At 62.7% G+C, this 22,018-nt stretch carries 24 protein-coding genes; 22 read left to right on the top strand and 2 right to left on the bottom strand.

Features of this window, described 5'->3' with window-relative positions; genetic code table 11:
* Positions 1–4 precede the first annotated feature (4 nt).
* The 22 genes from SGJ19_13460 (at position 5) to SGJ19_13355 (ending at position 20,216) form a co-directional block, all read left to right on the top strand.
* Positions 5–961, top strand: coding sequence for a MotA/TolQ/ExbB proton channel family protein (locus tag SGJ19_13460; GenBank protein MDZ4781256.1), 957 nt, complete (start codon positions 5–7; stop codon positions 959–961).
* 6 nt (positions 962–967) lie between these two features.
* Complete coding sequence (locus SGJ19_13455; GenBank protein ID MDZ4781255.1) at positions 968–1,387, top strand: biopolymer transporter ExbD; 420 nt, start codon at positions 968–970, stop codon at positions 1,385–1,387.
* Positions 1,388–1,545: 158 nt separating this feature from the next.
* Positions 1,546–5,625 carry a hypothetical protein gene (locus tag SGJ19_13450; GenBank protein ID MDZ4781254.1) on the top strand — a complete coding sequence of 1,360 codons (4,080 nt, stop codon included), beginning with the start codon at positions 1,546–1,548 and terminating at the stop codon, positions 5,623–5,625.
* Positions 5,626–5,687: 62 nt separating this feature from the next.
* Positions 5,688–6,842 (top strand): magnesium/cobalt transporter CorA, encoded by a 1,155-nt coding sequence (gene corA / locus SGJ19_13445; protein ID MDZ4781253.1) that lies wholly within the window; start codon positions 5,688–5,690, stop codon positions 6,840–6,842.
* A 254-nt stretch (positions 6,843–7,096) separates the two neighbouring features.
* Positions 7,097–7,279, top strand: a complete 183-nt coding sequence (locus SGJ19_13440; protein ID MDZ4781252.1) for a hypothetical protein — start codon at positions 7,097–7,099, stop codon at positions 7,277–7,279.
* Between the two features lie 204 nt (positions 7,280–7,483).
* A complete protein-coding gene (locus SGJ19_13435; GenBank protein ID MDZ4781251.1) occupies positions 7,484–8,431 on the top strand; it encodes a hypothetical protein in 948 nt (315 codons plus the stop codon).
* A gap of 67 nt (positions 8,432–8,498) precedes the next feature.
* The gene (locus SGJ19_13430; GenBank protein MDZ4781250.1) at positions 8,499–8,963 is read left to right on the top strand and encodes a hypothetical protein; all 465 of its coding nucleotides are present in this window, start codon (positions 8,499–8,501) and stop codon (positions 8,961–8,963) included.
* A gap of 123 nt (positions 8,964–9,086) precedes the next feature.
* Positions 9,087–10,241 carry a hypothetical protein gene (locus SGJ19_13425; GenBank protein MDZ4781249.1) on the top strand — a complete coding sequence of 385 codons (1,155 nt, stop codon included), beginning with the start codon at positions 9,087–9,089 and terminating at the stop codon, positions 10,239–10,241.
* A gap of 118 nt (positions 10,242–10,359) precedes the next feature.
* Positions 10,360–10,668: a hypothetical protein gene (locus tag SGJ19_13420; GenBank protein MDZ4781248.1), complete on the top strand. Its 309-nt coding sequence runs from the start codon at positions 10,360–10,362 to the stop codon at positions 10,666–10,668.
* A gap of 82 nt (positions 10,669–10,750) precedes the next feature.
* On the top strand, positions 10,751–12,175 hold the full coding sequence (locus SGJ19_13415) for a GDSL-type esterase/lipase family protein (protein ID MDZ4781247.1): 1,425 nt from the start codon (positions 10,751–10,753) through the stop codon (positions 12,173–12,175).
* A 40-nt stretch (positions 12,176–12,215) separates the two neighbouring features.
* A complete protein-coding gene (locus SGJ19_13410) occupies positions 12,216–12,431 on the top strand; it encodes a hypothetical protein (GenBank protein ID MDZ4781246.1) in 216 nt (71 codons plus the stop codon).
* Positions 12,432–12,530: 99 nt separating this feature from the next.
* Positions 12,531–13,169 (top strand): head-tail adaptor protein, encoded by a 639-nt coding sequence (locus tag SGJ19_13405; GenBank protein ID MDZ4781245.1) that lies wholly within the window; start codon positions 12,531–12,533, stop codon positions 13,167–13,169.
* A complete protein-coding gene (locus SGJ19_13400) occupies positions 13,154–13,558 on the top strand; it encodes a DUF3168 domain-containing protein (GenBank protein MDZ4781244.1) in 405 nt (134 codons plus the stop codon). Before SGJ19_13405 ends, SGJ19_13400 begins: the two co-directional genes overlap by 16 nt.
* A 90-nt stretch (positions 13,559–13,648) precedes the next feature.
* Positions 13,649–14,173 carry a hypothetical protein gene (locus SGJ19_13395; GenBank protein ID MDZ4781243.1) on the top strand — a complete coding sequence of 175 codons (525 nt, stop codon included), beginning with the start codon at positions 13,649–13,651 and terminating at the stop codon, positions 14,171–14,173.
* 106 nt (positions 14,174–14,279) lie between these two features.
* Entirely contained in the window at positions 14,280–14,663 is a 384-nt protein-coding gene (locus tag SGJ19_13390; GenBank protein ID MDZ4781242.1) for a hypothetical protein, read from the top strand.
* Positions 14,664–14,856: 193 nt separating this feature from the next.
* Entirely contained in the window at positions 14,857–15,345 is a 489-nt protein-coding gene (locus SGJ19_13385) for a hypothetical protein (protein ID MDZ4781241.1), read from the top strand.
* Positions 15,342–15,551 (top strand): hypothetical protein, encoded by a 210-nt coding sequence (locus tag SGJ19_13380; protein MDZ4781240.1) that lies wholly within the window; start codon positions 15,342–15,344, stop codon positions 15,549–15,551. The genes SGJ19_13385 and SGJ19_13380 overlap by 4 nt, the downstream gene beginning before the upstream one ends.
* The gene (locus SGJ19_13375) at positions 15,532–15,954 is read left to right on the top strand and encodes a hypothetical protein (GenBank protein MDZ4781239.1); all 423 of its coding nucleotides are present in this window, start codon (positions 15,532–15,534) and stop codon (positions 15,952–15,954) included. Before SGJ19_13380 ends, SGJ19_13375 begins: the two co-directional genes overlap by 20 nt.
* 57 nt (positions 15,955–16,011) lie before the next feature.
* Positions 16,012–16,875 (top strand): hypothetical protein, encoded by an 864-nt coding sequence (locus SGJ19_13370; GenBank protein ID MDZ4781238.1) that lies wholly within the window; start codon positions 16,012–16,014, stop codon positions 16,873–16,875.
* A gap of 118 nt (positions 16,876–16,993) precedes the next feature.
* The gene (locus SGJ19_13365; protein MDZ4781237.1) at positions 16,994–17,368 is read left to right on the top strand and encodes a hypothetical protein; all 375 of its coding nucleotides are present in this window, start codon (positions 16,994–16,996) and stop codon (positions 17,366–17,368) included.
* A 136-nt stretch (positions 17,369–17,504) separates the two neighbouring features.
* Positions 17,505–18,128: a hypothetical protein gene (locus SGJ19_13360; protein ID MDZ4781236.1), complete on the top strand. Its 624-nt coding sequence runs from the start codon at positions 17,505–17,507 to the stop codon at positions 18,126–18,128.
* An 81-nt stretch (positions 18,129–18,209) separates the two neighbouring features.
* On the top strand, positions 18,210–20,216 hold the full coding sequence (locus SGJ19_13355; GenBank protein ID MDZ4781235.1) for an FkbM family methyltransferase: 2,007 nt from the start codon (positions 18,210–18,212) through the stop codon (positions 20,214–20,216).
* Here the strand turns inward: SGJ19_13355 and SGJ19_13350 are convergent.
* Positions 20,182–20,694, bottom strand: coding sequence for a helix-turn-helix transcriptional regulator (locus tag SGJ19_13350; protein ID MDZ4781234.1), 513 nt, complete (start codon positions 20,692–20,694; stop codon positions 20,182–20,184). The two genes, SGJ19_13355 and SGJ19_13350, sit on opposite strands and share 35 nt — an antisense overlap.
* A 423-nt stretch (positions 20,695–21,117) precedes the next feature.
* Positions 21,118–21,702: a hypothetical protein gene (locus SGJ19_13345; GenBank protein MDZ4781233.1), complete on the bottom strand. Its 585-nt coding sequence runs from the start codon at positions 21,700–21,702 to the stop codon at positions 21,118–21,120.
* Between the last annotated feature and the right edge of the window lie 316 nt (positions 21,703–22,018).

Genomic DNA, 22,018 nt, shown 5'->3' with positions numbered 1-22,018 from the left:
TCAGATGAACGACAATTCGATGTTTGACCGAGCGCAAGCCTTGGCGCGCTTCGTGGCCTGGCACGCGGTGTTTGCGATCGCCATCTGGTGCGTTGCTGCGCGCACGAGTCATGCGCAAGACGCTCAGCCTGTTGATGCTGAGCGCTTGGCGGAAGAAAAGCTCGCCGCGCCGACTGCCTCTGAAGACACGGCCGCCGCCGAGCCAGCGGCGGCATTTCAGCAGCCGGCGTTTCCGAGCTTACTGGAGATGTTCTTCGCCGGCGGCATTCTGATGTGGCCGATTTTGTTCATGTCATTTGTCGTGGTGATTTTCGGCTGCGAGCGCCTGATCGCGTTGCGCCGGCGCCGCGTGATTCCGCCACGACTCGTCCGTCAACTCATCGAACAGAGTTCCAAGACCGGCGGGCTCGATCCCAAAGCAGCATATCGGCTCTGTCAGCAGTATCCGTCCGCGGCGGCGTCGGTGCTCAAGGAGATCCTGCTTAAGTTGGGCCGGCCGCATAGCGAAGTCGAGGCGATCAAGAAAGACGTCGCTGATCGCGAGGCGAATCGGCTGTTCAACAACGTACGGCCGATCAATCTGGCGGCCAGCGTCGCGCCACTGCTGGGACTGCTCGGCACCGTGCAAGGCATGATCATGGCCTTCTTCGTCACCGCCAATCTGCCCGCCGGACAAAATAAGACGCAGTTCCTGGCCCAGGGCATTTATATCGCGCTCGTGACGACCTTCGCCGGACTCACTGTGGCGATTCCTGCAGTGATGACCGCCCATTTTTTTGAAGGTCGCATTCAACGGCTGTTCACGGAAATCGACGAGTTCTTGCTCGGACTGCTGCCGCATTTGGAACGCTTCGAAGGGAAGCAACGCGTCACGCCTGGCGACCTGGAACGCGAGAAACCCGCCGCGGTGCGTCGGCCGGTGGAATCACCAATGCTCGCCGTCCCGGCGGCCAAGGAGTAGCCGGCGATGGCCGTCAATATCAAGCAATCAAAAACTTCCGGCACGATCAACTTCACGCCGTTGATTGATTGCGTGTTTTTGTTGCTGATCTTTTTTCTGGTCGGCAGCAAGCTCGAAGAAGAGGAGCGCGAATTGCCGATCGTGCTGCCGCAGGCCAGCGAGGCGCGCCCGCTCACCAGCAAGCCGAAGGAATTGTTTGTTAACGTCGGCCGCGACGGTCAGTACGTGGTGCAGAGCACGGAATGTTCCGCGGGGCAATTGGAACAACTCCTCAAACAGGCATCCTCCAACAACCCGGGCCGGCAATCGGTCATCATTCGCGCCGACGAGCGCTGCGAATGGAAGCACGTCGTCCTGGTGATGGACCTATGCAACAAGGCGAACATCCGCGATTATCGAGTCACCACGGCGCCGCGCGACGGATAACCGGCGCTGCGTGAATCTGTGGGAGGCGTCTCCGACACCGATGGAGTGGACGCTACTGAGGAATAGGGACCGCTCGGCAGTTCAGCGACGAACAATCGGCGTCGGAGACGCCTCCCACAATCGAGTTTGAGAACGCGACCGGCTTGCGATTTTAGACCATGCCCCCTGAACGCCTGATCCGCCGCCTGCCGTCGCATCGGATTGCCGACTTCGACGACTTTCTCTGGCCGGTCAACGCTGCGCTCGTGGTGTTCGGGCTGTGCGTGGCCGGAGTGGTGGTCGCGGAAAGTGATTTCCACACGCCGGTCCTAGTATACAACGGTTGGGTGCGGCTCGGTTCGTTATTGGCCGTCATGGGGGCGATGGTCTGGGGCATGATGCGGCTCGACCGCCATTGGTCGCGGCGCATGCAACTCTCCGTGCTCGTCGCGTTGATCACGCATCTCTGGGCGGCCGTTTATCTGCACGAGCAGTTCCTGGAGATGGCGCTCCTGGCGAACGAAGCCGCCGTGAATGAGCCGCTGGAAGAAATGCCGCTCGTCACGCTGCCGGATTATGACTTTCAAGAACTCGATCAAACCGTCCCGGACGAAACGCTCGACGATCCATTGGAAACCGTCGTGCCGGACATGCTGCCGCCTGAGTTGGTGAAGGAGGAACTCCCCAGCCAGCCGACGGAGATTCGGGAGAACCTGGAACAGGCGCGAATTGAAATCGAAAATCCGCAGCCGGCGCCGCTCGTCAGGGCGGAAACCGCCGCGCCGCGGCGAAGTGAATCGTACTCCGCGGGGCCGCTCAGTCGGCAGGAGCGACAACAGGATTTCTCGCCGGAGTTAATCGAAACGCCATCGCTCGTCGCTACGCCTGTCCAGCCGGCGACCGAACTGGAAGCGGACAGCGTCAGCGTCTTGCGCCAAGCCGCGGCGCCAGAACGGACCGAGCGCCAGACGGACAACCCGCCCTTGAATGCACGCCGCGCCCCTAACAGCGAACTCACGCGTCGCGAAAACGACGCCGCGCCCGAAGATAGTACCTCGCAGTCGACCGCCTCAAGGCAGCGCCAAATGGCCAGCATCGACGCGCCGGACGACGCGCAGGAAGTGCTTGAGGCCCTCCGTTCACCGACGGCGTCGCGCTCGCTTGCGCCGAGTGTTGTTGTTGCAGAACGTACGCAGAATGCCGCACCGGCCGAGCGTTCCGCGAACACAGGCTCTGAAGCGCCGGCAGCTACGCCATCTCCTTCACCTTGGCGCGGCGCGCGTAGCAACGACACGCCGGCATTGAGCGGTGAGCACGCGCGAATTGCCGCGCGGAGCGGGCGCACGCCGGGATTGCCGAATGAACGCATCAGCCAGCCGACGCTTGGACGGCCCGGAGAAAGCGCGCGTGGCGAGAATGCACTGACGCCAGAGGTCGGCGAGTTGACACGATCGGCCGCGACCGGCGGCGCGTCGCCAGGTCGGCCCAACACGCCGCACGGAGCGACGGGAGCATTGACCGCAAACGCCGCGACGAGTTCCGCGACTGCGGCGAACAACGGGCAGGCCCCGCGCGTCGCGACGCAGTCCGCTAGCGCATTGAATCGGAATCCCACGGCCGCGCCGCGCAACGTGGACGTGGCCTCGATCGACGTCGCCTCGCCGCAATCGCGCGCCGTGGGCGGCAGCAACGCGGCGCTGGAACCGACCAACACCGGTGTCACGCGTAATTCAGGCGGCGCTACAGGAATCACGCGGCAGAACCAATTCGACGCCGATCTTCCCGGCGTCGGTTCGCCTAGCAATACGGCGTCGGCGGCCGCGCGGAGGGCCAGTCCCACGGACGAAGCGCCAAACGGTCAAGGCGATCGCCCGAGTCGACCGTCGCAACTGGCGCGCGCCCGGGCCGGCAGCGAACTTCCGAGCGCAGCGTTACGTGCCGACGACGTAACGATCGCCGATTCCGCCGGCGCAGAGCGGCCTGGTGACATTGAAGCGTCCTCCAGCGCAGCTGTTACCCGGCGTGCTTCGAATTCGCCAACGGGTCGCGCGACCGCAGCGGCCGGCGGTTCATCGATTGATCTTGATCCCGGGCCGATCAATTCCGCGGCCGGCGCTGGTCGTACATCGGGAGGCGGCGAGCCGACGATTTCATCGAGCTATCAACCCTCCACGGCGCGGCGCGGGCAAGCGAGCGCTGAGATCGGCGACGTGGCGGCGATCACGGAATCTTCATCCGCCGCTGAGAGCGGCGCGTCCGGCGGTGCAAATGGCGCGAGCGGCACATTGAATCCGTCGAACTCTGGCGTAGCTCGCGGAGAATCCGGCGGCGCTCCGGCGCGCCGCGGCGACGGCGGTAGTGTGGCCGGCTTGCAACCGGCGCTCGGCGGCGGCGGCGGCGCGAATGAACTATCGCGCGCCAACGGCGGCGGGGAGCAAGGTCCGGCGATTGCCAACGCCTCCGGCGTACCAGGCGGCCGCGCGACTTCCTCGCCACTCGCCGGCGACGACGGTGCGGACGACCCATTGGCCGGCGGCGGCGCATCCGGCGGCACTTCGACCGCTGCGGCCGGAGGCGGCGGCGCAGGGCCCACGGGCGACGGAGTGACTGGCGTCACGCGCTCCACGAGTTCCGGAGGCGCACAACGTCCGGCTACCGGCGGAGTCGGCGTGGGCGTCACCGCGACCGGCGGCGCACCGGCGAATGGTCGCGCGCGTGGCAATGCCGGTTCCGGTCCGACTGTTACGGCCGACGGTCCCTCGACGGCGCCGCGCGGGCGTCGAACCGCCAGTGCAAACGTTGACGACGACGACGCTGAAATGACGGACGTGAAAGCCGTCGCCACGAACGACGGCGGTGCGCAAGGCGCGCCCGATGCCGAGTCCATCGGACCGACGGCCGCTGCGATGGCGGCGCCGAAGCAGAGTTCCACGGCGCTGGTGCGCCACGAGGCGGCGCCAGGAGTGGGAGGATTGGGCGGCGCGGCGAAACTGGCGCCGGGCGTCCCGAATCGTCGCGCGCGGCCGGATAGCGAGGTGGCGCACAACTCGATTCAGCGCTTCGTGCTGGAACGCTCCGGCGGGACCGCGGCGCCGATCGACGCCAAAGCTGACACGGGGCCAGTGCAAGGCTTCAAGCAGCGCAATCCCAATCGTCGCGGCGAATTGGCCGAAGCGCTCGGCGGCAACAGCGCGTCGGAACGCGCGGTCGAAATGGGGCTCGATTTTCTCGCGCGCCACCAACTCGAAGACGGCCGCTGGAGTCTGCATGACCTCGCGGGGGGCAAGGCGGGTTATCAAAACAACGGCGCCGGCAGCATGAAGTCCGACACCGCCGCCACCGGCCTGGCGCTCCTGACCTTCTACGGCGCCGGGTACACGCACAGCGACGGAAAGTACCGACTGGTCGTGCGGCGCGGGCTCGATCAATTGCTGACGAGTCAGGAAGCGAACGGCTGCTTGTTTATTCCGCAGGACGTCGAGTCGGCGAAAAACGTCCGCTTCTATAGCCACGGCATCGCGGCGATCGCGCTCTGCGAAGCGTACGGCATGACCCGCGACAAGGACCTGCGCGAGCCGGCGCAAAAGGCGCTCGACTACATCGTCGCCAGCCAGCATCCGAACGAAGGCGGTTGGCGCTACTCTCCGGGCGGCGGCAGCGATACTTCCGTCACCGGCTGGCAAATGATGGCGATGAAGAGCGGCGAGTTGGCCGGATTGAAGGTGCCGCCACAAACCTACGACGGGCTACGCGATTGGCTCGAACACGCGGCGACGCCCTGGGGCACGCCCGCGCGCTACGCCTATCGGCCACGTTCCACGGAGCAGAATCAAGCGCAACCGAGCCTGGCGATGACGGCCGAAGGCTTGCTGATGCAACAGTACCTGGGCTGGCAGCGCGACAATCCGTATCTCCGTGACGGCGCCGAGTACTTGAAAGCGAACCTGCCGAAACTCGGCACGCCAACGTTGCGCACCCGCGATTGCTACTACTGGTACTATGCTACGCAAGTGATGTTCCAGATGCAGGGCGAGTATTGGACTAGTTGGAACGAGGCGCTCAGGCCGCTGCTGATCGACAATCAAGTGCAGGAAGGCCAGTTCGCCGGCAGTTGGGAACCGACCGGACCCACGCCCGATCGCTGGGGCCCGCACGGCGGCCGGCTCTATGTAACCTGCATGCATCTTCTGATGCTCGAAGTCTACTACCGCCATTTGCCGCTCTATCGCGACTTGAACGTCGCCCAGGCGCAGCCGTAACGGCACGCTCGAACTCCGCGGCGCCACTTCCGCGTTCCACGTTTCGAGTCCATACTTTCCCCATGTCCTCCAAGCCACGACGCAAGAAGCGGCGATTGCGTTTGCATCGCCGCACGCACATCGGCGCCGCGCCCGGTACGCTGGTCGCCGATCCCAAGGCGCATGCACCGCACGTCTACGTCATGGCCTATAGCCAGGACAAGATGTTCGAGAGCGAGGTTTCCGCTAACCATGCGCAGTCGATCGCTCAGTTGTTGAATGAATGGCCAGTCGTCTGGGTCAACGTGGACGGTCTGGGCGACACCGACGTGATTCAATCGATCGGTCGTTTGTTCCGCTTGCATCCCTTGGCGCTCGAGGACGTGGTGAACGTCCACCAGCGGGCCAAGGTCGAGGAATACGGCGATCATCTCTTCATCGTCGCACGGATGCCAGGCAGCGACGGCCGGCTGGATAGCGAACAGCTCAGCATGTTTCTTGGCAAGCGCTTCGTGGTGACGTTTCAAGACCGGCCGGGCGATTGCCTGGACTCGGTCCGCGAACGCATCCGGCGCAGCCGCGGCGTGTTGCGCGGGCATGGGCCGGACTACCTCACCTACGTGCTGCTGGACGCGACGATCGACGCCTATTTCCCCGTGTTGGAGCAATTGAGCGACCGCATCGACGCTCTGGAAGAGCACGTGCTCGCCGTCAGCGACGACGGCACGGTGCCGATGATTCACGACATCAAGAGCGATTTGCTGATGTTGCGCCGCGCGGTGTGGCCGCACCGCGAGATGTTCAACTCCTTGATCCGCGAGACCACCGACCTGATCGGCGACGAAACCCGGGTTCACTTGCGCGACTGTTACGATCACACAGTGCAGTTGATCGACTTGATCGAAATCTATCGCGAAGTGACCGCGGACATCCGTGACATGTATCTCTCGATGGTCAATCAGCGCACCAACGAAGTGATGAAGGTGCTGACGATCATCGCCACGCTGTTTATGCCGCTGACGTTCATCGTCGGCATCTACGGCATGAACTTCGATCCGGATACTTCGCCTTGGAACATGCCGGAATTGCGGGCCTACTACGGCTACCCGATCACCATGCTGACATGCGTGCTGATCACGATCGGCATGTTGATCTATTTCCGCAAGAAACGCTGGATCGGCAAATGGATCGACCGCCGCAACGCGGAACGGGAACGGGCGCAAGCCGAGTCGCCGTGAGTGAGGCTCGGCACGGCGTCACGGAGGCGAGAGTGTTGGAAATGTCGAATGACGAAATCCGAATGACGAATAAATGTCGAATGCATGCTCCAATGACGAATGAAGGCTTTCAATACTTGGGGACAACCTTCAGTCATTCGACATTCGGATTTCGTCATTCGACATTCCCTCCCTTGTTTCTCGTCGCCTCCGCACTCAAAAAAAGCAGTTGTCGCGTTTGAACTTGGCCGCGCGTTGTCTTAGAATTCGAAACCATGATGAGCGTGCAGGAAACGCCGGTGAATCAAGCGAAAATGGCCCGGCTGGAACGAGCCTGGCACGAGCTACTGGAAGCGGCGACGGCTCGCGGCTATCACGGCACGTTCGGCGTGGAGGTGACCGTGCAGGACGGCACGATTCAACATTTTGTGCGGCGCTTGGAGCGGAGGGAACAGTAGGAAGTGACGAGTGCGGAGTGATGAATGATGAATGGATGCGGTCGCTCCCTTAGCATCTCGTCGTGATCAAGTGAGCTGATTCTACAACTTGGGTATCGTGAGAGCCTGGCGACAGGCATCTTGACGGGCCCGTCGGAGAGCATCGTGAATGCTCCTCGACGGACCCTTTTTTCGTTTTCAGAGCAATCGCTGAAAGGTCGCGCGATGAGTGAAGCGCTGTTGGAATACTGCGACTCGCGGGGAGTGGACTTGCGCGTCGACGCCGACGCCGGCCTGTTGCGCGGCGTGAAAGTGCTGGGGTTGTCGTCGCGGAACGGGCGCGTCTATCCGGCCGAGACCTTGTTGAAGGCGACGCCGCTCTACGAGGGCGCGAAGGTCAACGTCAATCATCCCGCGGGAAGTTCGACCGGCCCGCGCGACTACCGCGATCGGATGGGCGTGATGCGGAATGTCGCCGCGCGGCCCGAGTCGGGTTTGTTCGCGGACTTTCATTTCAATCCCAAGCATCCGCTCGCGGAACAGCTCGTCTGGGACGCCAAGCACGCGCCGGAGAACGTCGGGTTCTCGCACAACGTGCAAGCCAAGGTGGCGCGGCGCGGGCAGGAATGGATCGTCGAAGAGATTTTGCAGGTGCAGGGCGTCGATCTGGTGGCCGATCCCGCGACCACGCGAGGGCTCTTCGAGGAGTTGCAAGCGACGTCGAGGGGCCTGGTGTGGGGCGAGCTCTCGCCAAATCTGCTCCAGGCGCATCGACCGGATGTAGTCGAGGAATTGGTGCGGCCGCTGCGCGAGGAGTTAACGGCATCGCGCCACGAGGCGGAGCAACTGCGGTTCAAGGACGTGGCGCAAGAACGCGAGCGAAGATTCCGCGGCCTGTTACGGGAACATGGATTGCCGGAGCCGGAGACAAGCACACCTTGGGGCAAAGCCTTGGTGAGCGAATCGTTCTGGCGATCGCTTCTGGCGGCGCCGGACGACGCGGCGCTCGCGCGGCAGATTGCGGAGCGAGCGCAACTCTTGGAGCGCGTGGGCGGTTATCGACCGACGGAATCGCGGCGCTATGCCGGCCCGCGCTCGCGCGATCAGTATCAAGTTGACATGACGTTCCAAGCGGAGTCGAACGCGGCGGCGTTCGTGCGAGCCATCACCTGAAGCAAAGTGATGCTTCGCCAACTTCACCTACTCACACTTACTTCACCTACTCTTGCTGGAGCCCCCCATGTCCGATGTGATGCGTTGGCGATACGGCGATACGAACCCGGTGACGGCGCCGGTCGATTCGGCGACGGTGATTGAAATTGGCGATCTGGTGTATTTGGAAACGGACGATGCGCGGCCCGCTTCGTCGCAAGCGGATTTGGGCACCGAGGCCCAGAACCAGGAAGGCTTTCACGACAAGTTCCTCGGCGTGGCGATGCAGGCCTCGCGCAGCGGCGACACCGCGCCGATTCGCGTCGCCACTTCCGGCGTGTTCGAGTTCATCACCGCCTCGGCCACCTACGAGTTGGGCAACCTCGTCGGCCTGGTCGGCGCGACGACGTTGGCAGACCAGGACGTCAAGTTGGTCGCCACGGAGAACCTGGCTGTCGGTCGCGTGGCCAAGCGACTCAACCCGGTGGGCACGTCGGTGCTGGTGGAGATCGTCAGCACGGTGCTGCGCGGCGGCCCGCAGGCGATGGCTTAGGAAGTTTTCAGTTTTCAGTTTTCAGTTGCTTCGGGATTCGGCTGAGGATGTTTCCTCACTGAAAACTGAACACTGAAAACTTCACACTTACATCGATCTCAGCACAAACGCGGAATACAAACCATGATCCGATATCGTGAATTGAAGCGGCGGTACGAGTTGGATGGGCCGGCGAAGACCGTCGGGCACTTGGCCGAGGCGCTCGAGAAAGAGCAATTGCGCGCGGACGATTTCAGTCTCCGCGATCTGGCCGAAGCACTGGTGCCGTCCGGAGCAGAGTGGGTGCGCTCGCTTGATCCGCGAAGCGCGGCCGGCGTGCGTCTGCTGGAGAACAACGACGGCGTCGACGTGACGGCGTTCTTGAACGTCGCCAGCCAGGTGATCTACTCGAAGATTCTCGAAGCGTACCGGCAGGACGCGTTTGTCGTGTCGCGACTGGTCGAGACGATTCCCACGCGGCTCGACGGCGAGAAAATTCCGGGCATTTCCCGACCCGAGGACGCCACGGCGCCGATTCACCCGGGGATGCCGTATCCGAACGTGGGATTCGGCGAAGACTACATCGAGACGCCGTCGACGACCAAATACGGGTTGATCATTCCGGTGACGCGCGAAGCGATCTTTTTCGATCGCACGCACCTGGTGTTGAGCCGCGCGGCGGAAGTCGGCGAGATCCTGGGTCTCAACAAGGAGAAGCGGCTGCTGGATCTCGTATTGGGCATCGCGAACAACTACAAGTGGAAGGGGCAGACGTACAACACGTACCAGTCGACGACTCCTTGGATCAACTTGAAGGCGGGGAACGAACTGGTCGACTGGACCGACGCCGACGTCGCGGAACAGCTCTTCGCGGAGATGACGGATCCGGGGACGAATGAGCCGGTGCTGATCAAGGCGAACACGGTGCTGGTGATGCCGGCGTATCGCCACGCGGCGCATCGCGTGTTCAGCGCGCCACAGATTTCCTATACGACGGGGAGCGCCACGGAAACCACGGTGGCGAATCCGTTCACGAGCTACCAGGCGTTCGAGAGCCGCATGGCATATCGGCGCATCGTGGCGAGCGGCGTCGCCGCGGCCGAGGCCAAGAAGTGGTGGTTCATCGGCGACTTCAAGCGGGCGTTCGCCTATATGGAGAATTGGCCGATCACTGTCACGCAGTCGGCGGCCAACAGCGAAGCGGACTTCAACAATGACATCGTCGTCCGCTTCAAGGCCAGCGAGCGTGGCGCCGCGGCGGTGATCAATCCGCGATACGTTGTGAAGAACACAGGGTAAGGCGCTCCAGGAATCAACGGGGGAAGCGAGGCGATTGGTCCGGCCTCCTCCCCCGCTACTCCTGGTGGCGTTTGCTTCACGCACTCAATTACTTTTCACCCCTGCAAATGGTTTTTCCATGTCTCGCATTGGCGATGAAACGGTCCACGGTTTCGATCATGGGCGGAAAAGTTCCGTCGGCACGACGGCCGTGCAGTTGAGTGCGACGTCGTATCGCGTCGCCAAGGGCGTGCAACTCAAGGCCGACGCGGCGAATTCCTCGACGGTCTACGTGGGCAACGCCGACCTGACGGCGGATACCGCGGACGCGACGGACGGGTTTCCACTCGCCGCCAGCGAAGGCCTGTTCGTGCCGGTCGACGACGTGAACAAAATTTACGTTCGCGGCGGCGCCAGCGGCCAGAAAGTGTTCTGGTTTGCGGTGTGACAGGGCGGTCCGCAGGACGCAAACTCCTCGGCTGCTACACGCACTGACTTCTCGACTAACCCTTTTGACCCACGCTACTGCCATGCCTCGCGCCGCCTTTTACTTGCCGCCCCGGGATACGACGCGCCGCGGCTGGTCCGCCAAGCAGGGGTTTTCGCCGGCGGCGCTGCCGGGCCTGCGGCTATGGATTGACGCGCAGTCCGCAGCGCAGGTGTTGCAATCGGGGCTGACGCCCGCGACGAACGGCACGCAAGTGGTGCGCGTCGTGGACCGTGCGCAGGGACTGCAGTTCGACGAGGTCAGCGGATCTGGGCCGACGTTGATCGACAACGGGACGGGCGCCAATCGGCGGCGTTGCTTGCGCTTTAACGGCAGTACGCATTACTTGCGTCACGCGGGCACGATGTCCACCGCCACCGCCGGCGAAGTCTTTGCCGTGCTGCGGCCCACGAAGACGACCTCCGGCACTTGGGTTCCCGTTTGTTCGTGCGACGAAGCGGGCGCGGCCTTCGTGTGGTACCTGGCCCATCGCGTGAGCGCGGGGACGACCGAATACTTTCGCTACTTCGAACAGAACAGCGGTTCGCAGACGTTGCTGACGCTCAATACCGAGGTCGGTCGCAGTTTTGCGGAGAGTTGTTACTTGTTGCATGCGCGATCGGACGCCAGCGGGACCGGCACGGTGACAATGGAGCTCAATCAGATTGGGCAGTCATTGACCTTGTCGAGCGGCACGAATAACGGCGACTGGATTGGCAATGTCATCAATCGGGATAGCGTCTGCCTGGGGGCGCTCGTGCGCGATACGGTCAGCGCTCACTTTGGCGGCGACGTCTACGAGGTGATCGTCGTCGACGGCGTGCTCGCGGCGGCGCAACGCCGGGCCGTGTCCAACTATCTTGCGCAGCGCTACTCGCCAATTCTGCAAGTCGCTTGTCTCGGAGATTCGCTCACGGCCTTGTCGCCCGGCTTTGTGGACACGGTGCGGGCGAGCCTCGGCGGGACCGACGCGTGCGGCGTGGCAGTCGTCAATCATGGCGTAGGCAGCGAAACGATCAGCCAGCTGCGCGCACGCTGGGACGCGAACGTCGAGCCAGGCGGTTATCGCGCACTTGTCTTATTGGGCGGGATTAACGACATCAAAGTGGCCTCGACCGGCGGCGCGAACGCGATCTGGCCGGACTTCACGGCGATTTACGAGGAAGCCCTCGCGGCTGGCCTGAAGGTCGTGGCGTCGACCGTGACACCGTTCGGCAATCACGCGCAATGGTCGTCGACGCGGCAGGCAGAACTGTTGGCGCTGAACGCGCTCATCGCCGGATATGTTTCGCAGCATCCCGGCGAGATGGCATTGGTGGACGGCTACGCACTCCTGGGGACGCCAGGCACGCCGGAAGATTTACTCGCTTCGTACGACAGCGGCGACGGGTTGCATTGGACCACCGCCGGCCACAACGCCTTTGCGGTCGCCGTGGAAGCCGCGGTGCGCGCAGTGTTGGGTAAGTAGTTCTCTCGCTGACGGACGCACTTATCACGAGGAAGCAACGATGCCGACCGACTTGGAGCAGATCGCGACGATCAAATCGCAAACCTTGGCGCGGATGGTGGAGATCACCGCGCAGCCGAAGCCGAGCTACGACATCGACGGACAGAAAGTCGACTGGGCGACCTATCTGAAACAACTGCAGGCGACGGTTGTCTGGTGTGAGGACCAACTTGGCGGCGCTGAGCCGTTCGAGCAGGTCACGCAGGCCGGTACTTAGACGACTACGCCCACAGTCTCCTTTCGCTCCGCGAAAGGAACGCACTTTCGCGGAGCGAAAGGCGACCATGTTCGCGCACTTCATCAGAGCGTCGGCGCCATGCTTACCCCACACGACTTACAATATTTCGATGGCCTGGAGACGGTCGCCGTGCAGCCGCCGGGCGTACTGACGACGACGGCCGTTCCCGGTGCGTTGCGGGCGCGGCCGAGCGTGCGTGAGGCGGCGCCGAGTGACGGCGTGGTGCTGGCAGCCGATGCAGTTTGGCATTTGCCGAGCGCCGGCGTGGCGTTTCAGCCAGCGCCGGGCGCGCGGATCATCGACGCCGCGGCCACGGTTTGGATTGTGTTACGAACGGAGCGCGATACGCTGGGCACGCGCTGGAAGTGCTGGACGCGAAATCTTTCGCTCGCGTTGGGCTTGGAGCACGTGATTCAGATCGAGCGCGCGACTTGGACGAAGGACGCGGCCGGTGCGCCGGTGGCGACCTGGAGCCTTGCGCGGGCAGGAGTCAAGGCGCGGATTCAACCAATCGAATCGACGCACGAGTTGCGCGAGAGCCAACGTCTGGAACGCGTGACACACCGCGTCTTTCTGGCCGAGTCGATGCTCCTCGACGAGTGCGACCGCCTGGTGCATGAAGGGACGATTTACAACGTGCGCGGCTACGCCTCGCCGGAACGCATTGACGAACCCACGGTCGTTTTCGCGGAGCGCGTGCCATGGCCTTGGAGTTAGGACTCGAACAAGCGATTCACGAACGCTGGGCGGCGACGGGCGCGCTCACGGCGCTCGTGCCGGCGGCGCGCGTGTTCACCGGCGCCGCGGTGAACCAACCGGCGACTCCTTATGTTGTCTGGATGCGAGTGAACACGGCGCCGCATGCGCGCACGAGCAGCGGCCGTCAAGTCGACCGCACGCGGATGCGTTGCGAGATTCGGACGGAACAACTCGCTGTCGCGAAGCAAGTCGCGCAAGCGATCTTCGACGCCTACAACCGCGCGGCGTTCGCGCTCGTCTCTGGAAGTTGTCTGACAATGCAGCACGTCGCGCACGAAGAATCGCTCGCGCCGGAAGGCTGGTGGCGCGTGGCGACGGAGTTCGACGTGCTGCATGAAGGCTTCTGAGATCCGTGGACTGACGTCGTTGCCATTGATTTGCAGTCGTATTCAAACCCCGAGGTCACAGACCTCGGCTACCGAGGATTGAGGAACGCCATGCCTGACACACTTTCCGCCGAACTGAGTCTGGGACTTACCTGGCTGCTTGAAGACGTGCTGGACACCGGCACGGTGGCCGATACTTCGAAGCTGGCATTCGCCACGTCGTGGCGCGACGGCACGGCCGTCGACCAGGCCGATCAACTTTGGCATGCCCAACAAACCTTGGCCGCCAGCGGTGTGGCGTCGCTCGATCTCACGAGTCTCGCACGCAGCGTGTTCGGCGGCTCGCTGACGGTGTCGTTCGCCAAGGTCAAGGCTTTGGTGCTCGTGAATCTGGCCACGACGAGCGGGCTGGACCTGTTGGTCGGCGGCGCTGGCGCCGGCGGCAATGGCTGGGGAGCGCCGTTCAACAACAACAAGGACGCCAAACTCGTCCTGCCCGCCGACTCCGCGCTCGTGCTCGTTAATCGCAAGGCCGGTTGGACGGTGACGAATGGCTCCAGCGACGTATTGAAAATCGAAAACCCGCAGGCCAGCCCCATCACGTTCAAAGCGGCGCTGATCGGCACGACTGTGTAGGAAGGCGACACCGGAGGAGTAGGGTCCGTTTGCAACAACTACTTCACCTACTGCTTACTTCACCCACTCCACCTACCGACTACCCCACCACCTTCAAGGACACTCCATGTCAGTCATCAGCGGTAAAGACGGCAAGGTGATGATCGGCGTCACGGCCGTGGCGAACATTACGTTTTGGAACTTTTCGACGCTGGCGCAGAACCCCGCCTACGCCAGTTCCGCGACCGCCGGCCATCGCAAGCGATTGGGGGGCGTGAAAGACGGCGGCGGCGTGATCCGCGGCAAGCTCGACCTGACCGACGCCGTGACCAACGACGTCAACGAGGGGGACTCCGTCACGCTGTTGCTGTACTTGAATGCGACGAAGTTCTACTCGGTGCCCGCCGTGATCGATCGACTGCAATTCGAAGTCGATATCGATTCCGGCGACGTCGTCGGCTGGGAAGCAGAGTTCGGCGCGAACGGGGCTTGGACGAAACCGACGTATTAACAGGATGTACGACGGAGGGAGTTTGAAGTTTTCAGTTTTCAGTTTTCAGTATTTCGGCTCACCGCCTCCACTGAAAACTGAAAACTCCTTGCCTCTAGATATCAGCGCCTCCGCCGTTCACAAAATGTTCAATTTCCCTCCGCGTCCTCTGTGCTCTCTGTGGCGAGACCTCATGCACAACTTGGATGACCCGATGAACGACGAACCTTTGCCGGTCGAAGCGCGAACGATTTGCGTGTCGGGGCGCGAATTGATGTTGACGCCGTTGATCGTCGGGCAACTCGTCGAGGTCGAGCGGCGGATCTTGAGTGAGATGCGCGATCCTCTGCAGGACATCGCCGCGCGTTGGGACGAGTTCAACGATGCTCAGCGGCGGCAGCTATTGGAGGCCGCGTTCGCGCATCTCTCACGGGCGCCGGCCGTGCCAATAACCGAGATCGTCGCCTGGATGAACTCGCCGCGCGGCACGGCTTACGCCTGTTGGCTTGCGGCGCGGGCGTCCGATCCACGGCTCGATTGGGAAACATGTGAACAGCTCGTAATGGCCGCGTTGCCAGACGTACTGGAAGCGATTCAACGTGTGCTCGCGCCGCAGTGGTGGGAGGACCTGTTGGGAAACTCGCCTGGCCAGACTCAACTCGACGCGGCCGCGGTCCGTGGCGCTGCCTGTACCGCGAGTTGAGTCTGGCCTTCGGATGGACGCCGCGAGAGATCGGCGCGCTCACGCTTTCGGAATTGGCGATTTACCTGGAACCACGCCACGACGCAGCAACGCAGTGGTTCAACGCCGAGGAAGCGCGACGTCGCGTCTGGGAACGCAGCAAACAACGCGAGAATTGGGTCCGCGACATTTGGGAGGTAATCGACCATGGCCTTTCGGCAACCTAAGGGATGGCTGCTCACCGCTTCGCCGCGACGGAATCCGCGACAACCGTTTCGACGTGCGTTGTTTCCCCGGGGCGGCACCACGGTGCGCCGCGCTGCACCACGGCAACCGGCGCCTGCGCCTGCGCCGGCTGGGCCGTGGTGGAAAGCCATGCTAGACGCCCTCGCGATGGCGCCCGCCAGGAATCGCGCACCGCGCGAAAACGCTGATCGCGCAGCGCCGTCCGGCAATCGACTCGCGCGCGTTGAGAGCGACGGCAAGTCCCACGATTCTTGGCGACCCGTTACGGAACGGCTGGACCGCCAGCGCGAACAATTGACCAGCATGGACGGGCATCTACGGCGACTCGTCGAACTGCAATCCGCTAGCAACGACAAGAGCCCGGTCTATGCCCCACCAGCGTAGGTCAGATTGTTCCCCGTGCTCCACTTTTCTTTCCCGGCATTGTGAGCGATCGTTCTCATGTCCGTTACTTACGAAGAACTCGAAGGCTCGCCGCGGTTGCGAATCAACGATGCGGGCGTGAGCGCCGTCCGGACGTTTCGCGTTGCCTGGGCGGATTGGCCGGCGTTTGCGCGGAATTTGATCGGGCAGTATCGGTTGATCGGCGGCGCCCTGCATTACGTGCCGCCGATCCCCTTTCCGGGCTTGTTGAATTTGATTGCGGATGAATTGGCCATCGAGCCGTTCGATCCGCACAATCCCGCGGGCGACATGCTGCAAACGCTCGACGGCGCGGCGAATGCATACGCCGGCGGAGCGCGCGTGACGGCGACCTACCGCACGCTGCGCGATCGCGACAATCGCTCGCGCGACGATTTGCCCGGCGTGCCCGAGGGGACGATCCTGCGGTTTCGTGCCGAGGTCGCGGCGGAGTATTATTCGACGCCCGGGCGCGTTTGGAGTTGGGATATTGCCGGCGCGCCAAAGGTGCCGGAGGATGTGATGCCCGGCATTCTATTGCCGAGCGGCGGCTACGAGCTGATCTGGCAGCGTGTAGCGTATCCACCCTGGGACGCGATGCGTGCGCTCCGGGGCAAGGTGAATCAAAGCACGTTTCTCGGCTCGCCCGCCGGAACGGTCCTCTTTACCGGCGCGCGGGCGACGCGCGAGTTCCAGTTTCTCGAAGACGGCGGTCTGTGGAGGATCGAATATCAGTTCCTGGAACAAACCAAGGAATTGAACTCCGGCGTGAAAGTCGGCTGGAATTATTTCTATCGCGAACAAGCCTCGGCGGGCGAGCACTGGCTCCGCATCAAAGACGGGACCGGCGATCCGCCGTATCTGTCGGGAGATTTTAGTGCGCTATTCGCTTTTGAGGCATGAGGAGAGTAGGTGGAGTAGGAGTAGTAGTAAGTAGGTGGAGTAGGAAGGAATGGAAACAGTGGTCGACCGACGAACGTCGCACATGACGAACTGAACACTGAACCCTTTAAACTCATTCATGATTCCCACCGTCCAGCCAGGCGAGACGATTACCGCGGCGCAATACAATGCGCTGGCCGCCGCGGTGCGGCGGTTATCGCACTTAACCGCTGCGTTTCCGTTGGAAGCGCGGCGGCATGCGGGCGGCGTGCATCTTTCACTGGCGTTTTTGGAGCGCGAGGCGATTTGCGAATTGACCGGCGATCTGCATGTCGGCGGGTCCGCGTCGGCCAAGATTCTGGACTTCGACGGAGTGAGTTGGGTCGACGCCGATACTTCTACTGTCGTCGTGCATGATGCGCTCGGCACATTTGAGTTTGTGTCGGGCGATCGCGTATTAGTGCGGTTTCATCGGCAATCTGGCAAGTGGATCGTTTGGAATGGGAAGTGTTAGAGTGAGTTTGAAGCTTTCATTGTTCCGCTGTCAGTGGTTAGCTGCAGCGGCCAATCAAGCGCAGCGGTCCGAGTGGGCCTTCTCTCCTCCCTACTCCACCTACTAACTACTCCACCTACTTCTCCTACTGTGCCCCATGCTCGCCGCTTCCGCACGCTTCGCTCCCTTCTCCGGCGGATATCCTTGCTGTTGCGGGGACGATGGCGGGGGATCTTCGGGGAGTTCCGGCGGCGGTTCGACTTCGACGAGCACGTCGTCGACGTCGAGCCTGCCGATTGAAACAACCGGCTGCGTATTTTGCGCCGGCGGCCTGGTGGCGGAATACTACCAGGTGGAAATCTCCGGCATGGCGGAGCACACGAACTGCGACGACTGCGCGGCGCTTGACGGCGTGTATATCGTTGGCCCGGTGCAACAGACTTCGATCGGCGGCGATCCCTTCGATTGCTCCGACGCCTTCTTGCTGACCACGGTTTGTGGCGGCAGCGACGAGCCGGGGTGCTATGGCGTCCTCGCCTTGCAGTTCTATCAAACCGGCGGCGCTTTCCGCGTACTGGTCACGTTGCGAACCGGCGCCACGCCATGCGGACAAGGAGGCGGGCAGCCGACGATCGAATGGGAGAAGAACTACGGCGGCGCCGCGCCGGATTGCCTGTTGGAAAACGAATTGTTGCCGTTCATCACGAATGGCGTGCCGACCACGGAGCGCTGCGACGGCAGCGCCGCGACGTGCATTGTGACTGCGATTCCAGCGCCATAGTCTCCTTTCGCTCCGCGAAAGGCCAGTTCCTTTCGCGGAGCGAAAGGAGACTGTGTTCGTTCCCAGCTCCGAGGTGTATTTATGTGGTGCCAATTTGTCGTGACTGACGCGCCAGGCGTCTATCGTTGTTGCCGTTGCGGATTCGCCACGGCGCCGACGGCGTTTCCACCGGCGCGGATTCGTCGCGCCTGCCGACAATGGGATCCGCGCCGCATGCCGTCGGCAACTGAAACATCGCCGACGCGCGGACTCGGCGATACCGTCGCCTGGTGGATCGACAAGTTGAGCTTCGGGCGATTGAAAGAGCGTTCCGGTTGCGGCTGCCGGCGACGGCGCGAATGGCTTAATCGGTTGCTGCCCTCTCGCCGGGAGTCGTTTCCTGGCGAGCGAGAATCAACGTCGACGGAAGCGCCAACGACGTATCGCGTGTTGCTGCGATTTCCGCACGGGCTAGGCGACGCCGCGCAACTCACGACAGTCTTGCTCCATCTGCGGCGCTTTCGGCCGGAATGGCGCGTGGATGTCGAAGCCAAGCTTGGCGCTGCGAGCCTGTTCGATGGATTGGCGCATCGCGTTTTCGTCGCCGGGCGCGATCCCTTTCGCGCCGTCGACTACGATCTCGTCCACACGCCAGCTTGGCTCGAGCCGGACGTCTGTTACCGCGACACGCCCAGCACCAAGGCCGAACGTAGCCTGCGCGAAGCCTTTCACATTGTCCCGCGGCGTGATCTATGCTGCTATCAGATTCAGCCGAGCGCACCGGCGTTAGGCTTGGCGGCCAAGTATTTGATCGAAACCACGGCTGGGGCGTGCCGTGACGCTGACGGTCGCTATCCGGCCGTGGTCATTCACTATCAAGGAAACTCTGCGCGGCGTCGCAAGAATCTCGACGAACAAGCGGTCCGCAAGTTGATCGATCAAGTCGTCCGGCTGGGTTATACCGCAGTGGTGCTCGACCTCGAAACACCGCCGCGCGCAGCGCTGCTGAGTTTTCCGTCGCCGCATTGGCCGACGGGCCGCGTCGTCTGCCCCTCGATCGATCATCCGCTCTGGCGCGGGAACGGCACCGGCGATGGCGCCACGATCGCGGCGCTGATTGCTCAGGCGAAGTTGTTCGTCGGCATCGACTCGGGTCCCGGACACATCGCCGCGTCGACCGATACGCCCAGCGTGATTGTTTGGACCGGCCATCATCCGGTTCACTATTGCGCGCCATCGGCCAATGCGGTGCATCTTGTTCCCGAGGACCATCGGGAACTCCTACGCGGCCGCGCCGATGACGGCGAGCGCTTCTTTGAGTCGCACTACCGGTATCGAACCTATCGCGATTTGCAGATCGCCATGCCGCGGATCGCGGAAGAAATGCTTGCATTGGCGGATACTGCAACGGCCGAACATGAAACTTCCCTCGTGGTGGATGGCGACTACTGGGTGCGCGCCGCGCATCGCGCGGCTGACATGATGATCGTGCGCGACGTCGACTGGCAGGACGCGTACCGCATCGCCGAGCTGCGTCTGCGGCCGCGGACGGTGTTGGATATCGGTGCGCACATCGGTTGTTTCGCCACCCGGGCGCGGCGGCGTTGGCCGGCGGCGGAGATCACTTGCGTGGAAGCCAATCCGGCCAACTTCGATGCTTTGCGAAAAAATGTCGCCGCGTTCGCGCGTGTGATTCCGTGCGCGGCGACCTATGTTCCAGGTCCGGTCAAGCTGGCCTCGACCGTGTACGCTGGTACTGAGAACACCGGCGGGTCGCACGTGTTGGACGATCCCTCCGCAGAGCCGCCGCCAAGTGAACAACCGATCGTGACCGTACCGGCGATGAATTCAGAGCAAATCATCGCCGTGTGCGGCTGGGATTCCGTTGATTTGTTGAAGCTCGATTGTGAGGGTTGCGAATTTTCGTTGCTGGAGCACGCGCCTCTCAATAGCATTGGCGCGATCGTCGGCGAGTATCACGATCGCGCGCAGTTCGACGACCTGGTCGCGCGCCGCTTTTCCGACTGGGAACTGCGGCGGTTGACGGACGGAGTGCCGGGATTGTTCTGGCTGATCAATCCGGCGCACACGATTCCGCGCGAGGCATGATCACCCGTCGCGCGAGCGTGTCGATCATCGCATACATCAAATCGGCCTCGCCGCTTTCCAGGATGATCGCTACCTGTTCCAGCGCGGCTCGTTTGCGATTCATGTCCCGCGCGGCCAGCAGCGCGCCGTCGACCGTGAGCGCCCCGCCCGAGCCGAAGCGGCTGCACAACTCGTCGAAATCGTCGATCGTCCACTCGGAAAACAGGTGCGGTTCGCGATCGATCGCCTCGGCCACAGACGGGTTCGTGGCGCGGTCGAACGCTTCCCGGCCGCTGCCCGGCGGCAACAGGAATACCTCGACCGGCACGTCAAACCCTTGCGCCAGGCGATGCAGCGTGCGGGACTGCGGCTTGCCGCCGCGGCCGGCCAGCAGGCCTTTGAGCGTGCGTTCATCCACGCCGACCGCCTGGGCGGCCTGGTGAATGGTCCAGTCGCGTTCGGCCAACAGCCGTCGCAAATTTGCGGACACAGGATCCATCGGGGCGCGGGCCTCCTTCCAAATCCGGCTGCCGTGTTTGGGTGCCCCAGATGGCAACCGAAGTGTATACAGGCGTATACTAAACGCCCGATAGCCCCGCGCCAAGGGGATTTTGGGGGCGTGGCGGCGCTGAATGCGCGCAAAAAAAGCCCGCCAAGAGCCTGTCAGAAGTCGGCGCTTGACGGGCCTCCACCGCGGGAACGTTTCTGACGCTTCGTGCGGTGTCCCTGCCCGGGCCAAGGCGGCGAAGCAACCGCACCAGTGACCCGAACAAAGGAAACTTAGGTCGTAAATGCGGCGGAGGCAAATCGGAAAAACGCGGCTGTGTGTCAAAGCCCAGGGAAGGCCCTCAATGACTTTTCCATCCCCCGCGACTTCGGTGGCCTTCCCTGGGCTTAGAGGGCGTCGACGCAGTGAAGCAAGTCATTCCAGTTTACCAACTGCCACCCGGTAGCTGTAGTCAAACAGCAACTCCCACTCGCGCAGCGCAATCTCTCGGCAAAAAAGTTGAAACTTTCCTTTGTCTTCGGCCGCTGCCTGACAGAGGTCCACGAACCCGAACGGGTCCCAGCGATTCCACGCGTGCAAACTGCGGCCTTCATCGAAAGCATATGCGGCAGCGATTTCCTGAGCCGCTTCCCAGAGCGGCTCGAACACCGGATGCTTCCCGACTTGGCGGAACCAGTATTTTGCGTTGCCGTAGTCCGGCTCGCGGCGGTGCAGGATGCCGTGCCAGTAACTGCCGATCGGCGTTTCAATCGCTTGGCTGATCTGGTGCGATTCGTGCAGGAAGTCGTAACGCAGCCACACGCCGGCGAGGCACGCATGCGCCGCATCGCCGTCGACGATCGTCGTCCCGGCGAAAGCGCTTTCCACGGTCATCGCTTCCAATGCCGCGCGCAACGGGCGATGCGGCTGCCCGGGTCCCAGCGGGTTGGTTGGAAACTTGTCGAGGGGCGACTCGAAATGAAAGCCTGGGCCGTAGATCGTGGCGTCGAATGGTGACAAGGCTCGGTCCTCGACCAGTGTGCGGAAGCGTTGCGCGCTGTGCGTCTGCGAATTCTACATGCACCAGCCCGACGCACCAGCGAGGGGGAGTTGACGGTGATCTCAGCGTGATATGCCATCTGTACGCGACGTCCTCTCCCCCTCGCTGGCGCGTCGGATTGGTGTTTATGCACGATTGATTGACTTTCACTCGCCGCCGGGATAGGCTACCGAATGACTTAGGGAAGCGGCACACTTTTCTCATCTGCAAACTGCGTTTTCGCGTCGAGCGACGCCCACCGCGGCGTTCGACGAGTCGATAGGCGGTCTCTTTCGC

The organism is Planctomycetia bacterium, from assembly GCA_034440135.1.
Lineage (GTDB): Bacteria > Planctomycetota > Planctomycetia > Pirellulales > JALHLM01 > JALHLM01.
This window is presented reverse-complemented; position numbering and strand designations above follow the sequence as displayed.

Bases quoted from the DNA above. Each gene is read 5' to 3' on its own strand.
- SGJ19_13390 (MDZ4781242.1), top strand. From the start codon at position 14,280: ATGTCAGTCATCAGCGGTAAAGACGGCAAGGTGATGATCGGCGTCACG.
- SGJ19_13425 (MDZ4781249.1), top strand. From the start codon at position 9,087: ATGATCCGATATCGTGAATTGAAGCGGCGGTACGAGTTGGATGGGCCG.
- corA (MDZ4781253.1), top strand. From the start codon at position 5,688: ATGTCCTCCAAGCCACGACGCAAGAAGCGGCGATTGCGTTTGCATCGC.
- SGJ19_13370 (MDZ4781238.1), top strand. From the start codon at position 16,012: ATGTCCGTTACTTACGAAGAACTCGAAGGCTCGCCGCGGTTGCGAATC.
- SGJ19_13395 (MDZ4781243.1), top strand. From the start codon at position 13,649: ATGCCTGACACACTTTCCGCCGAACTGAGTCTGGGACTTACCTGGCTG.
- SGJ19_13350 (MDZ4781234.1), bottom strand. From the start codon at position 20,694: ATGGATCCTGTGTCCGCAAATTTGCGACGGCTGTTGGCCGAACGCGAC.
- SGJ19_13400 (MDZ4781244.1), top strand. From the start codon at position 13,154: ATGGCCTTGGAGTTAGGACTCGAACAAGCGATTCACGAACGCTGGGCG.
- SGJ19_13440 (MDZ4781252.1), top strand. From the start codon at position 7,097: ATGATGAGCGTGCAGGAAACGCCGGTGAATCAAGCGAAAATGGCCCGG.
- SGJ19_13410 (MDZ4781246.1), top strand. From the start codon at position 12,216: ATGCCGACCGACTTGGAGCAGATCGCGACGATCAAATCGCAAACCTTG.
- SGJ19_13435 (MDZ4781251.1), top strand. From the start codon at position 7,484: ATGAGTGAAGCGCTGTTGGAATACTGCGACTCGCGGGGAGTGGACTTG.
- SGJ19_13375 (MDZ4781239.1), top strand. From the start codon at position 15,532: ATGGCCTTTCGGCAACCTAAGGGATGGCTGCTCACCGCTTCGCCGCGA.
- SGJ19_13360 (MDZ4781236.1), top strand. From the start codon at position 17,505: ATGCTCGCCGCTTCCGCACGCTTCGCTCCCTTCTCCGGCGGATATCCT.
- SGJ19_13385 (MDZ4781241.1), top strand. From the start codon at position 14,857: ATGAACGACGAACCTTTGCCGGTCGAAGCGCGAACGATTTGCGTGTCG.
- SGJ19_13405 (MDZ4781245.1), top strand. From the start codon at position 12,531: ATGCTTACCCCACACGACTTACAATATTTCGATGGCCTGGAGACGGTC.
- SGJ19_13450 (MDZ4781254.1), top strand. From the start codon at position 1,546: ATGCCCCCTGAACGCCTGATCCGCCGCCTGCCGTCGCATCGGATTGCC.
- SGJ19_13430 (MDZ4781250.1), top strand. From the start codon at position 8,499: ATGTCCGATGTGATGCGTTGGCGATACGGCGATACGAACCCGGTGACG.
- SGJ19_13420 (MDZ4781248.1), top strand. From the start codon at position 10,360: ATGTCTCGCATTGGCGATGAAACGGTCCACGGTTTCGATCATGGGCGG.
- SGJ19_13460 (MDZ4781256.1), top strand. From the start codon at position 5: ATGAACGACAATTCGATGTTTGACCGAGCGCAAGCCTTGGCGCGCTTC.
- SGJ19_13415 (MDZ4781247.1), top strand. From the start codon at position 10,751: ATGCCTCGCGCCGCCTTTTACTTGCCGCCCCGGGATACGACGCGCCGC.
- SGJ19_13455 (MDZ4781255.1), top strand. From the start codon at position 968: ATGGCCGTCAATATCAAGCAATCAAAAACTTCCGGCACGATCAACTTC.
- SGJ19_13365 (MDZ4781237.1), top strand. From the start codon at position 16,994: ATGATTCCCACCGTCCAGCCAGGCGAGACGATTACCGCGGCGCAATAC.
- SGJ19_13355 (MDZ4781235.1), top strand. From the start codon at position 18,210: ATGTGGTGCCAATTTGTCGTGACTGACGCGCCAGGCGTCTATCGTTGT.